Source organism: Vibrio sp. 378 (assembly GCF_033339435.1).
On record NZ_JAWOUO010000010.1, the window covers coordinates 39,639 to 53,625 of the forward strand.

Annotated in this window: 10 protein-coding genes; 1 reads left to right on the forward strand and 9 read right to left on the reverse strand. The window is 46.1% G+C overall.

What is annotated here, in order from left to right; genetic code table 11:
* Positions 1–40 precede the first annotated feature (40 nt).
* Positions 41–691: a 7-carboxy-7-deazaguanine synthase QueE gene (queE, locus tag R7Q48_RS17680; RefSeq protein ID WP_053307054.1), complete on the reverse strand. Its 651-nt coding sequence runs from the start codon at positions 689–691 to the stop codon at positions 41–43.
* A gap of 216 nt (positions 692–907) precedes the next feature.
* On the opposite strand from queE, the gene R7Q48_RS17685 reads away from it, so the two are divergent.
* Positions 908–1,717, forward strand: a complete 810-nt coding sequence (locus tag R7Q48_RS17685; RefSeq protein WP_017821691.1) for a Cof-type HAD-IIB family hydrolase — start codon at positions 908–910, stop codon at positions 1,715–1,717.
* A 160-nt stretch (positions 1,718–1,877) separates the two neighbouring features.
* On the opposite strand, the gene R7Q48_RS17690 is transcribed toward R7Q48_RS17685, so the two are convergent.
* The 8 genes from R7Q48_RS17690 to prpB all read right to left on the reverse strand — a co-directional run bounded on the left by R7Q48_RS17690 (position 1,878) and on the right by prpB (position 13,981).
* Positions 1,878–3,323 carry a bifunctional NUDIX hydrolase/phosphatase PAP2 family protein gene (locus tag R7Q48_RS17690; RefSeq protein WP_256903295.1) on the reverse strand — a complete coding sequence of 482 codons (1,446 nt, stop codon included), beginning with the start codon at positions 3,321–3,323 and terminating at the stop codon, positions 1,878–1,880.
* 385 nt (positions 3,324–3,708) lie between these two features.
* Positions 3,709–5,040 carry a trypsin-like serine protease gene (locus R7Q48_RS17695; RefSeq protein ID WP_256903294.1) on the reverse strand — a complete coding sequence of 444 codons (1,332 nt, stop codon included), beginning with the start codon at positions 5,038–5,040 and terminating at the stop codon, positions 3,709–3,711.
* A 191-nt stretch (positions 5,041–5,231) separates the two neighbouring features.
* A complete protein-coding gene (locus R7Q48_RS17700) occupies positions 5,232–5,711 on the reverse strand; it encodes a GNAT family N-acetyltransferase (protein ID WP_005377290.1) in 480 nt (159 codons plus the stop codon).
* Positions 5,712–5,900: 189 nt separating this feature from the next.
* Positions 5,901–7,778 (reverse strand): propionyl-CoA synthetase, encoded by a 1,878-nt coding sequence (locus R7Q48_RS17705; protein WP_213874499.1) that lies wholly within the window; start codon positions 7,776–7,778, stop codon positions 5,901–5,903.
* Between the two features lie 77 nt (positions 7,779–7,855).
* A complete protein-coding gene (gene prpF, locus R7Q48_RS17710; protein WP_005377286.1) occupies positions 7,856–9,052 on the reverse strand; it encodes a 2-methylaconitate cis-trans isomerase PrpF in 1,197 nt (398 codons plus the stop codon).
* 9 nt (positions 9,053–9,061) lie between these two features.
* Entirely contained in the window at positions 9,062–11,653 is a 2,592-nt protein-coding gene (gene acnD / locus R7Q48_RS17715) for a Fe/S-dependent 2-methylisocitrate dehydratase AcnD (RefSeq protein ID WP_054579505.1), read from the reverse strand.
* Positions 11,654–11,809: 156 nt separating this feature from the next.
* Positions 11,810–12,952: a 2-methylcitrate synthase gene (prpC, locus tag R7Q48_RS17720; RefSeq protein WP_005377283.1), complete on the reverse strand. Its 1,143-nt coding sequence runs from the start codon at positions 12,950–12,952 to the stop codon at positions 11,810–11,812.
* Between the two features lie 132 nt (positions 12,953–13,084).
* The gene (gene prpB, locus R7Q48_RS17725; protein ID WP_005388185.1) at positions 13,085–13,981 is read right to left on the reverse strand and encodes a methylisocitrate lyase; all 897 of its coding nucleotides are present in this window, start codon (positions 13,979–13,981) and stop codon (positions 13,085–13,087) included.
* Between the last annotated feature and the right edge of the window lie 6 nt (positions 13,982–13,987).

Below are 13,987 nucleotides of genomic sequence, written 5' to 3' on the forward strand. Positions count from 1 at the left end.
TAGATAGAAAAGCCACTTCGAATGATGACGAGCCTCTCGTCTAAGCAATACTCAAATATTTATGAGTTTGAACAGACAAACGCCAATTGCGGGCAATACACGTATCAATACACAATTGCGTAGCACGAAGCTTCTGGCTAATTGGTTGTAGTGCAATGATAGTTTCAGCCGCTACGTTCGCATTTGCTAAAAGCTCATCAAGGTGGTCGATGTCTTTCTGGGTGCCGACTGGATGCTTAATCTCATTTGCCCGCTCTAACGCGCTATTAAGCACTGGTAATTTACCTTTCATTGCTACTTTTGGTGACACTGTCACCCACGTATTTTCTGAAGTAATCACTTCTGATGTGCCACTGGTTTCAATTTGGCATTGGCACCCCATATCTTCAAACGCCTTTGTTAAAGGGCGCAGATCATAAATACAAGGCTCTCCACCAGTAATCACGATATGCTTAGCATTAAAGCCTTGCTGTTGATATTGCTCTACGATGTTCTCGGCAGATGCAACACACCACGTCGGAGAATCTTCCGTTTTCACCAGAATATCGCCTATTTGACGTTGATCATTCTCATCTGCATACCACGTTTGTTTGGTATCGCACCATGAGCAACCAACCGGACACTCTTGAAGCCGAACAAAAACAGCAGGGACTCCAGTGAAAACCCCTTCCCCTTGGATGGTTTCAAACATCTCATTTAGCTTATACAACGCAGAACTCACTCAACTCATAACATTTCGAGGCGAAGACCATAATGGACACGCGTGTCTAGGTCAATTTAAACCAAAAATTAATTGTTAAAATAGACCATTTTGTAGTTTCATAGCGTAATGAATATAGGTTTCTGGTTAACGTTAAACCAAGCCTTATTCACTGACAGATCCCAAAAAACTTTAAGGTAAGAAATGATGTATAAACTGATCGCACTAGATATGGATGGCACGCTACTCAATAGTGATAAAGCCATTTCTGAAGAAAACAAACAAGCGATCGCAAAAGCTCGAGAAGCAGGCGTTACTGTCGTTCTCGCTTCTGGTCGCCCATTAGAAGGAATGCAAGACAAGCTCGACGAACTGAATATCCATTCCGATCGAGATTTTGTTCTTTACTACAACGGTTCGATGGTCAAGAACGTAGGCACAAACGACATCATCCACCAGCAAATCATAGATGGTAAAGCTGCAAAACTGGTGGCGCGAAAAGCCGAAGAGCTAGGTGCGTACGTCCATGCTTTTAGTCAAGTTCATGGTTTAATCACCAACGAGCACAACCCTTACACCGATATTGAAGCAAAGATAAATGGCTTAAATGTCACCGAGATGAACTTCGAATCACTAGAAGACGATCATCCAATCATCAAAGCTATGATGGTTGCAGAGCCAAGCAAACTAACAGAAGTTATAGCAGCACTGCCAGCTGAAATGCGCGAAGCGTTTACGGTTGTTCAAAGCGCTCCGTTTTTCCTTGAGTTTCTTAACCCTGCGAGCAACAAAGGTATTGGTGTTGCCGCAATTGCCGAGTATCTGGGAATTAAACCGGAAGAAGTTATCTGTATGGGTGACGCAGAAAATGACCACCACATGCTGAAATACGCTGGCCTTGGTATCGCGATGGCAAATGCAATGGAAGAAACCAAGCAAATCGCTGACTACATTACGGCAAGTAATGATGAGCACGGTGTCGCTAAAGCTATAGAAAAGTTCGTGCTCAATGCATAGCCCTTTCCGCCATGTCTGTTGCGTTAAGCTTCTTACGTTTAACACCCCTAGCCGTCCAAGATAGGCAAGCGGCGTTTTTCGTGGACTAAACGTGTAAAAGCCTTGCTGTAATGCAAGGCTTTGTTTTTACTCAAATACTAATAGATAACAAATACAGCCATCAATCTAGCAACGTTTTGCTCGGTTGGTTTTCACAAGTCAGCTTCCTTGCAAGCAGCATAAATAACAACATTAATAATGGATAATGTAACGTCGACAAGACTAATGACCACAAACCGCTAAACGATACGATATTAGCCGAGTACAAATAGAGTTGATCAACAAGCAACAATGCAAGCGTCACAAAGATCATCTGCCGAGTATCTAAATGTGCTTTCGACTCTTTAAATGTCATGACCAACGCTGATGCAGTGATTAAAATTGCTAGCCAGCGACCAAACACAGGTAATGGCCAGATGACGGAGATGACCGATGTTGCCGCAGTCATAATGAACCAGACGCCTTTTGAGCTTAGAACTTGATCAACGTTCACATCTTGATTTGTCTCCAGTCGAAGAACATGCCAAGCCACCAAGCTGCCTAACAGCGCGCCAAATAACATATCTAAAATAAAGGCACTGCCGAGGAAAAACTTACCTAACACCACAGTAAGAGTGATGAACACGAAGACTGCCGTTGTTCCATTCAAACCAAAATACTGGGTTCTATGAAACAAGAACGTCAGCACACAAAACCACACAGCGATAGGCAAGCTAGGAAAACTAAAGCCAAAGCTGTGCGTTAACTCCATCATTGGTATATAGACATGTGGGCGCGGTAACGAAAAGCCTTGTTGAGCGACAAGCACCATAAGCGAAGTTGCACTAATTGCGAAAAAGAGTCGGTACACAAACTGGCTACCAAAGCGCATCATGGCAAAAGGAAATAGAAAGAGTAGTACCGTCGGTTCTGTCAGATCTATAACGAGTTTCGAGATCTGACTAGCTACCTCGTAACTCGTTTCTGACAACGCCCCTACCCAACTCTGTAAATCTATCAGCCACGCCAATTCAACCTGACGAAATGAAGGCGCGGATTCGATCAACTGAGTCACATAAGATACTGATTGCTTGGTAGCTTGATCAAAAAACTGAGTGGCTTGTGGCCATTGCTCAGGATAACGATATAAAGATGATGGTAATTCAGATGGGCTAAGCAACATCGCTGACGCAACTTCTACTCCATAATGAGGGGCAAACCAAATAGGCAGTTCATTTCCACCTAAAGAATTATTCATAGAAAAAGCGATAATGTCAGAGTCTGATATACAGTCGTAAAAAACCGCAGTGTCCGTTCTGCCAAGCTCCTCTCCAACCGTAACCACTATACCGGTTTCTTCCCACGTTTCTCGTTGAGCAGCAACTTGTGGAGACTCACCATCAATAATGGTTCCGCCAGGTAGAGAAATCTTATCCGTTAATACTTCATGAACTAGCACTAACTTGTCATCAGCGCGAACAATACAGAGCGCTCCTTTAACTTCGCTCGCAGTGGCTTTAGCCGTAGAAATCGGTGAAACAGGTAACAAAATAAAACAAAGGATGAGTAATAACAGCTGTCTCAACACAAAATATGACCTTAAATAAACATAATGATAACCAATGAATCATGGCAGTTAATCTTATCTTTTTCGACAAAAATTAAGTAACGAGTTATGCCAAACTGAGTTGATCGCGTAAAACCTGATCTCAACGCTCACTGGAGAATAATTTAATGCAAACCTGACAAAAATCAGACAAAACATAAAATGTTGATCGCAATTCTGCCAGTTATATAAAGATAACGTCAGGACAAAGTCATACACATTTTGTGGGTTCTCATAGTTGACACAATAAAAAAGGGCTTATTATTCGCAAACAATAAACCCCAGTTATGGTAACTATGTACTGATCGTTGAAACCAAGAATGAATCTTATCTCATGGTCAACGAATCAAATTCACTGGCCCGATCGTTAGTTAGACGTGCAATTCGCATCGCCGACTTTTTGCCAAACACCCCAAGGCCCTGAGTCTGCTGGATTATCACCTTGAGTCCACCACTGCGCTTGCCAAACTTTACCATTCCAAGTAACCGTATCTCCTTTGAGATACACTAAGCTGGCTTGCCATACAGTTTTACAGCTATCTGTGGGAGGCGTTGTCACCGTTTTCGCTTGAGCGGATACTAACGCTTGGTATTGTGTGCTGGTCTTATCAACGTTGAAGTTCAAAGCCACTCTTGCTTCTCCGCTCTGAGTAGCACCAAATTCAACATCAATACGACAACTTGCATTCATTGCTAACGTCGCCTGAGAGCACTGATCATTGGCAATAACAGCTGCATCAGTAACACCCGAAGCAAACGCGCGAACATTTTCCACAGTGAACGTGGTGTTCCCTGAATTCTGGATAACAAAGCTATGTTGCTGTAACTCCCCAACATTAAATGATGCCAGTGTCTGTTCGGTGGTGTATCCAACAGAAACATTCTCTTTTGGTGGTGTTGCTGTTCCGATAACACCATCGACAAAATTGCGCATAGCAGCGATATCGCTATAAACCCCATACATACCAGGACGAGCACAACCTATTCCCCAACTGACCACACCAAGTTGAGTAATTACACCACTGCGATTAATGACGATTGGACCACCACTATCTCCCTGACAAGAATCTATCCCACCTTGAGGAATACCCGCACAGAATGACACTTCTCCAACCGTTGTGTAGTTGCCACCGGCTTGACGGCAAGTCATATCCGACACAAGTGGGACGTCAACCTCTTGCAATCGAGACGGAGAGCTTCCTCCTTCAGAAGTTCGCCCTAAGCCAGCAACACTAAGCCAATCTCCGATGCTCGCGTATTGCGTTAGACTGCCATTCGCAATCTCAACTGAAGAAACACCTTGAGGCACAGAGTCGAGCTTCAATACCGCGAGGTCATGAGAAAGCGTCGCGCGGCGATATGCCGGGTGCATATGGATCTCACTGACGTTTGCACGAACACCGTCACTACCGTTATAAACAACGCCACCGATTTTAACCGCTATCTGATTCGGAGAATCACCCTCAACACAATGCGCAGCAGTCAGGACGTAACCATTCCCGATATAACTGGCCCCACAATATGATCGGTTACCATAACGACTAACAATTTGGGTGTAGAATTTCCAGTCACGTGGGTCGGCAGTTACTCCGCCTACGATCTGGGGTTGGATAGTATGATTTTGCGTCTGTGACAAATCATCAGCACTTGCGAACATTGGCAAAACGGCTAAAGCAAGTAACGATTTTGTTAGTTTCAAAATATTGTCCTCTTGTTTTTGTAAGCACGATCCTCGTGCTACTAATAAACAAGCAGACAAAAACGCCGATACCAATGTGGGTGCATATCAATTTGTTAACATTGCGAGCAACTTATAGAGAAAAGTCTATTGACGAACTGAATGATTTCAATTCGATAGAACCTAAATCACAATATTAAAGTTAAATACGATTATTCGTTCAGCGGTTTTCTTAAATAGTGGATATGATGTGCAAATCCTTGTTTTTCATACAAAGATATTGCGCCCTGGTTAAAATGCCATACTTCAACAAACATCTGTTTTGCACCGTAATCAGAGAACGTTGACTCAATTTTATTAATCAATGCCTGCGCCGTACCTTGTTTTCGATATTCAGGCAGCACATAGAGCTCATCCACACTTCCCATCATAACTGGCTGGCTGACGGTAGAAATAAGTTCACAGAAGTGACCAGAGATAAAGCCAATAATTTCATCTCCTTGTTTTGCTACGTAAACAAGGCACTCAGGGTCGTCAATATATCGAGCAATGCTTTTTTCTTGTTCTATCTCCTCTGCCGTTTTGAAAAGCTCAGGAGATTGAAGATGATGCTCATCATGAAGCTCGAACATAAGATCGTTGAGCAACTCTAGGTCGCTAAAACACGCAGGTTTAATCGCAAACGTGGTCATACAAAGGGTCACTAAAAATGGAATGGCTGTAGTTTGTGAGGAAAACGTCGTATTGGCAAGTCACAAATGCTTTCACGATACGTTTGTACTGTTTGAACAACAAAAAGGCCCCTGCACTTAATAAACGTACAGAGGCAGAACCAACCAACAGAGTTCGAGGATCAGGGGTTAGTTAGAATTGAGTTTTTCTCAGCGTCGTAGCACTCGCTCAATTTCGTTCAAGCTACTTGGGTCATCAATCGTTGACGGAACGGTGTATTTTTCACCATCAGCTATTTGACGTATAGTTCGACGCAAAATTTTACCTGAACGTGTTTTCGGTAAACGGTCTACAACCAACGCATGCTTGAAGCAAGCAACTGCACCTATCTCACTACGCACTTTGCCCACAAGCTCACCTTCAAGGTCTAGCTCATCCACTTTTACACCGTCTTTTAGTACCACAAAGCCAAGTGGAAGCTGACCTTTTAGATCATCGTGGATACCAACCACCGCACATTCTGCAATCGCTGGGTGGCCTCCTACTATTTCTTCCATTTCACCTGTCGACAATCGGTGTCCAGCGACATTAATCACGTCATCAATACGTCCCATAATAAACAGGTAACCGTCTTCATCCAGATAGCCACCATCACCTGACACGTAGTAGCCTGGGAATTGGCTAAGATAACCAGTTTCAAAACGGTCATGATTACGCCAAACCGTTGGCAGACAACTTGGTGGTAGCGGACGTTTTAATGCGACAAAGCCTTGTTGGTTAGGCCCGACAGCCTCTCCAAGTTCATTCAGAATCTCGACCTGATAACCCGGAATGGGCTTCGTCGAAGAACCAGCTTTAACTGGCATCATTTCGACACCTGTCGGGTTGCCCGCTATGGCCCAGCCCGTCTCGGTTTGCCACCAGTGGTCAATGACGGGCTTGTCCGCTTTGCTCTGAACCCACTCCAGTGTCGGAGGGTCAAGGCGTTCTCCCGCCATAAAGATGGTTTTCAGATTCGACAAGTCGTACTGTTTTAAGTGCTCACCTTCCGGGTCCTCTTTCTTAATCGCACGAAACGCCGTTGGTGCAGAGAACAACGCATCTACTTTATATTCATCACACACTCGCCAAAATGCGCCAGGATCCGGTGTTCGAACAGGCTTGCCTTCGAATAGGATAGTAGTGCAACCGTGAATTAGTGGAGCGTAAACAATGTAAGAGTGCCCTACTACCCAGCCCACATCAGATGCCGCCCAAAAGACGCCATCTTGAGGAATGTTATAGATTGCGCTCATGGAGTACTTCATCGCGACAGCATGACCACCGTTATCACGCACAACGCCTTTCGGCTTACCTGTCGTACCCGATGTATAAAGTATGTAGAGCGGCTCGGTTGCTAACACCGGAACACAACCATGTGGCAGCGCTTGGTTGTACTCTCGCTGCCAATCTAAGTCTCTATCTTGGTTTAGCTCAGCGTCGCACTCTGGACGTTGGAAAACAAACACTTTCTCAGGCTTCCAACGGCTGTCCATAATGGCTTTGTCTACCATTGGTTTGTATGGAATGACTTTGTTGATCTCAATCCCGCACGACGCCGTCATGATCACTTTCGGCTCTGCATCTTCAATTCGTACAGCAAGCTCATTAGGTGCAAAACCACCGAATACTACGGAATGAATCGCCCCCAAACGCGCGCAGGCAAGCATCGCCATTGCGGCTTCTGGGATCATCGGCATATAAATAACGACTCGGTCGCCTTTTTCAACACCTTGAGCAGACAGCATGCCAGCAATTTTTGCTACTTGGTCACGTAGATCGCTATAGGTGTACGTGGCTTTACGACCTGTCACTGGCGAGTCATAAATGAGTGCAGTATTATCACCGCGTCCTTGCTCGCAATGATAATCTAATGCTAACCAGCACGTATTCATTACACCATCTGGAAACCAACGTTCTATGCCGTTTTCATCAGATTTCAAGATAGTTTTAGGAGATTCGAACCAATCGATATTCTCCGCTTGAGCGCGCCAAAAACTCTCCGGTTCATTCTTCGCCCATAAGTATTCTTTTTCGTATGAAGACATATTGCTTCCTCCAGTATGTCCTGACATTGCTCTCGTTCTACTCAAAGATCGCTCTTTTAATCCAAAGATCGTCTCTTTTAATCGAAGACATAGAAGGGTACACGCACAAATCCCTCCATCAGTATTCTCGCACTTCGGCTCATAATGGCTTTTTGCACCACCCAGCCCTGCTCAGTTTGCTTCGCTTGTGCCCCAACTTTTAACGTTCCTGACGGGTGGCCAAAAGTCACGGACTCTTTTTCACCGCCACCAGCGGCTAAATTCACTAACGTTCCGGGCACACACGCAGCAGAAGCAATAGCAACGGCTGCTGTTCCCATCATTGCATGATGTAGCTTGCCCATCGACAGCGCGCGAACGAGCACATCAATATCCGACTCATTAACGGCTTTACCACTTGAAGACAGGTAACTTTTCGGTTTAGAAACAAACGCTATTTTCGGCGTATGTTGGCGTGTTTGAGCTTCTTCTAAATCAGAAATCAGGCCCATTTTTAACGCGCCATATGCACGGATGGATTCGAACATTGCTAATGCTGTGTCATCGTTGTTGATATCGTCTTGCAGCTCGGTGCCCTGATATCCAATCGATTCAGCATCAATAAAAATGGTTGGTATGCCCGCGTTAATAAAGGTCGCGTTGAACGTACCCACATCCGGCACCACTAAATCATCAACTAAGTTACCCGTAGGGAACATACTTCCTTCGCCATCAGAAGGGTCAACGAAATCGACTTGAATCTCGGCGGCCGGAAACGTCACGCCATCGAGCTCAAATTCGCCGGTTTCTTGAACGAAACCATTGACGATTGGCACGTGAATCAAGATGGTTTTGCTGATGTTCACCTGCCAAACACGCACCGTCACAATGCCATTTTCTGGAATGCGATCTTGTGGGATCAGACCAGCATGAATGGCGAAAGGACCGACAGCGGCAGACAAGTTGCCGCAGTTACCGCTCCAATCGACGAATGGTTTGTCGATCGACACTTGACCAAATAAGTAGTCAACATCGTGATCGGCTCTGCTGCTGCGCGAAACAATCACTGTTTTACTGGTGCTTGACGTCGCGCCCCCCATGCCATCAATTTGCTTCGCGTAAGGATCAGGGCTGCCAATAACGCGTAGCAACAGTTTGTCACGTGCGGCTCCAGCCACTTGCGCTTCTTGAGGCAAATCCTCTAGGTTGAAAAAGACACCTTTACTCGTGCCGCCACGCATGTACGTCGCGGGCACTTTTATTTGGCTTGTTTGATTCGGAGTATTATTTGACATAAGCACTCCTTATTGTGCCAAGAAATCTTGCGCGAAACGCTGCAGAACACCGCCTGCGTTGTACACGTGAACTTCGTCAGCGGTATCTAAGCGACAAGTAACCGGAACATCGACTTTATCGCCGTTGCTGCGTGTGATAACCAGCGCTAAATCAGCGCCCGGCTTGATTTCTCCAACCACGTCGTAAAGTTCCGTACCATCCAGCTCTAGCGTATTGCGGTTAACGCCTGACTTAAATTGCAGTGGTAGTACGCCCATGCCAACCAAGTTAGTACGGTGAATACGCTCAAAGCCTTCAGCAACAATGGCTTCTACGCCTGCCAGTCGAACGCCTTTTGCTGCCCAGTCACGGGATGACCCCTGACCGTAATCCGCGCCAGCCACCACGATCAATGGTTGTTTACGATTCATGTAGGTTTCAATCGCTTCCCACATACGAACCACCTGCCCTTCTGGCTCTACACGCGCCAGAGATCCCTGCACGACTTCGCCGTTTTCCTTCACCATTTCATTGAACAACTTTGGGTTAGCGAAGGTCGCGCGTTGCGCCGTTAAGTGGTCACCACGGTGAGTCGCGTAAGAGTTGAAATCTTCTTCTGGCACACCCATTTTCGCTAAGTATTCACCTGCTGCGCTGCTTGCGAGAATCGCGTTGGATGGTGATAAGTGATCAGTGGTGATGTTGTCGCCCAGAATCGCCAATGGACGCATGCCAGACAATGTTCTTTCTCCCGCTAGCGCACCTTCCCAGTACGGTGGTCGGCGGATATAGGTACTCATCGGACGCCAGTCGTACAGCGGGTTGGGATTTTGCTCTTGATCATTCAGCTTAAACATCTGAATGTAAACTTGCTTAAACTGCTCAGGTTTAACATGAGTACCGACAACTGCATCGATCTCTTCATCGCTTGGCCACAAATCATTTAAGTAAATTGGTTTGCCATGTTGGTCAGTGCCCAGTGCATCGCGCTCGATATCAAAACGAATGGTACCGGCCAGCGCATAAGCGACAACCAATGGTGGTGAAGCCAAAAAAGCTTGTTTGGCGTACGGATGGATTCGACCATCAAAGTTACGGTTACCAGAAAGCACCGCTGTCGCATATAAATCACGGTCGATGATCTCTTGTTGGATTTTTGGATCCAGCGCACCACTCATACCGTTACAAGTTGTACATGCGTAACCAACAATGCCAAAGCCAAGCTTCTCTAGCTCTGGTAATAAGCCCGCTTCTTCCAGATACAAGCGTGCAACTTTAGAACCCGGAGCAAAAGACGATTTCACCCAAGGTTTACGTACAAGACCAAGTTCGTTGGCTTTCTTCGCCACAAGGCCAGCAGCAACCACGTTTCTTGGGTTACTGGTATTCGTACATGAGGTAATAGCAGCGATGATCACTGCACCATCTGGCAACTCGCCTTCTTTCTCTTCCCACGCTCCAGAAATGCCGCGCTGTGCCAACTCAGAAGTTGGTAAACGACGATGAGGGTTTGACGGACCAGCCAAGTTACGGCTAACTGATGATAAATCGAACTCAAGTACGCGCTCGTAAACTGCGCTATCAAGATCGTCTGCCCAAAGACCGGTTTGTTTTGCGTAATTTTCTACTAAAGCAACTTGTTCTTCATCTCGACCAGTTAGTTTCAAGTAATTGATGGTCTGCTCATCAATATAAAACATGCCAGCTGTTGCGCCGTATTCTGGTGTCATGTTTGAAATCGTTGCGCGGTCTCCGATCGTTAGATCACGTGCGCCTTCTCCGAAGAATTCAAGATATGAAGATACCACACGCTCATTACGCAGAAACTCAGTAATCGCGAGGACAATATCCGTTGCGGTAATGCCCGGTTGACGTTTACCCGTCAGTTTGACACCGACAATATCTGGTAGACGCATCATTGATGGTCGGCCAAGCATGACGGTTTCTGCTTCCAGACCACCGACACCTATCGCAATAACACCAAGAGCGTCTACGTGAGGTGTGTGACTGTCCGTACCCACACAGGTGTCTGGGTAGGCAATGCCCTGCTTTGCTTGTACCACAGGAGACATTTTTTCCAAGTTGATTTGGTGCATGATGCCATTCCCAGCTGGAATCACGCTGACGTTTTCAAACGCTGTTTTACACCACTCAATAAAGTGGAATCGGTCTTCATTACGGCGCTCTTCAATCGCGCGGTTTTTGTCGAAGGCATCAGGGTCAAAGCCCGCATGTTCAACCGCTAAAGAGTGGTCAACGATCAATTGTGTCTCAACCACTGGGTTCACTTTTGCAGGATCACCGCCCTGATCTGAAATGGCATCGCGCAGACCCGCTAAATCGACTAGAGCGGTCTGACCAAGAATGTCATGACAAACAACGCGTGCTGGATACCAAGGAAAATCAAGATCGCGTTTGCGTTCAATTAACTGTTTCAGGCTATCTGTCAATGTGTTCGGGTCACAGCGGCGGACCAGTTGCTCAGCTAGCACGCGAGAGGTATAAGGGAGTGTTTCATAGGCTCCAGGAGAAATGGCATTGACGGCTTCGCGTGCATCAAAATAATCCAGTTGAGTTCCCGGAAGCGGCTTACGATATTGAGTATTAATATTTGTGTTCATGGTTTGCTTCCATTCAGTCTTTACATCTTGCCTTCATCAAGGTTTTCCATTGCTCCAGAAACACAGTGATGAGAGGATCTCCTTCCTCTGTTAGAGAGAATGACAAAGGAAGGAGGTGGTCAACCAAAGCATATAATGCCCTCGTTGACCTTCGCGCTAGCGATTCTCGATAGGCACCCATTCTTGATGATCTGGGCCCGTATAATCGGCACTTGGGCGAATAATACGGTTATTGGCACGCTGTTCATAAACGTGTGCAGCCCAGCCCGTTAAACGACTCATAACAAAGATTGGGGTAAATAGTTTGGTTGGAATGTCCATGAAGTGGTAAGCCGATGCATGGAAGAAGTCCGCATTACAGAACAGACCTTTCTCTCGCTTCATCACTGATTCAACACGCTCAGAAACCGCATATAGATGAGTATCACCAACTTGTTTCGATAGCTCTTTGGACCATCGTTTTATTAAGGCGTTGCGAGGGTCACTTTCACGATAAATCGCGTGACCGAAGCCCATGATCTTGTCTTTATTGGCTAGCATTTTCATGATGTTCGCTTCCGCCTCGTCGGGCGTTTGCCAATCTTCAATCATTTCCATCGCCGCTTCGTTCGCACCACCGTGAAGTGGCCCACGAAGCGTACCGATTGCTGCCGTGATACAAGAATGGATGTCTGACAACGTTGATGCACAAACGCGTGCTGCGAATGTAGAAGCATTAAACTCATGTTCAGCATAAAGAATGAGCGAGCAATGCATCACTTGTTTGTGCAGCGCAGATGGCGCTTTGTCTGTAAGTAATCGTAAGAAGTAACCACCGATGCAATCTTCAGTCTGATCCTCGGTGTTGATACGCACGCCATCATGACTAAAGCGGTACCAGTAACAGATGATGGCAGGGAACAAGGCTAGCATACGTTCGGTTGCTTTCAGTTGCTCCTCGAAGCTCATTTCCTGCTCTAGGTTACCCAATACAGAACAACCCGTGCGCATTACGTCCATTGGGTGTGCGCTTGCAGGAATTAACTCTAAAGCTTGTTTTAGCTCGGCTGGCAAACCTCTAAGGCTGAGTAGGTGTGTCTTGTATGCATCGAGTTCTTGTTGATTCGGCAAGTGACCGCGTAACAGAAGGTGAGCCACTTCTTCAAACTGTGCGTTGTTCGCAAGATCAGTAATATCGTATCCACGATAAGTTAAACCAGTTCCCGTTTTTCCGACAGTACATAAAGCTGTGCTTCCTGCGCTTTGACCACGAAGGCCTGCGCCACCTAATTCTGCTTTCTTTTCTGCAGTTTGAGACATTGTTTGAACTCCTTTTCTGTCTGACTTTTCCCTCTCTGGGGTGTTTTTAGCCAAACGAATTTCACGTTATTAGATGAGATAAATTCCGATTATCTTTTTCTTAGGCTTCCGTTTATTTTTGCTTTTCCCCCGCTATTTCCCTTCAGAGAATAACTGGTCAAGTTTGTCTTCGTAGTCGTGGTAATTCAGGTGCTGATACAACTCTTTACGTGTTTGCATCGAATCAACCAGTGCTTCCTGATTACCCACTTCTAGCAAATGTTTGTAGACCGTTTCAGCAGCTTTGTTCATGGCACGGAACGCACTTAATGGATAAAGCACCATGTCCACTTTTGCTTTCGCTAGCTCATCGCAGCCATACAGCGGTGTCGCGCCAAATTCTGTAATATTCGCCAGAATAGGAACGTGCTTTCCGGTCGCTTGCTCAAGCGCATTTGAAAACTGAAGGTACTGGTCCAGCTTGTTCATCGCTTCTGGGAAGATCATGTCTGCGCCAGCTTCCACACACGCAATCGCGCGCTCGATTGCGCTGTCCATGCCTTCAACAGCTAACGCGTCAGTACGAGCCATAATCACGAAACTTTCATCATTGCGTGCATCAACCGCGGCTTTTACACGATCAACCATCTCTTGCTGGCTGACTATTGCTTTGTTCGGACGATGACCACAACGTTTCTGTGCGACTTGGTCTTCCATGTGCACCGCTGCCGCGCCCGCTTTTTCCATCGCTTTGATCGTGCGAGCAATGTTAAATGCACCGCCAAAGCCCGTGTCAATATCAACCAAAAGAGGCAAATCACATGCGTTAGTAATGCGGTCAACATCAACCAAAACGTCGTTTAATGTTGTGATACCGAGATCCGGCAATCCGTATGACGCATTTGCGATACCGCCACCAGACAAGTAGATCGCTTGGTGACCCAAGTTTTTTGCCATCATGGCGCAATACGGGTTTATAGTGCCGACAATTTGTAGTGGATTATTTTGTTCAATGGCGAGTCTGAATTTCGCTCCCGGTGTTAAGCTCATGACGAA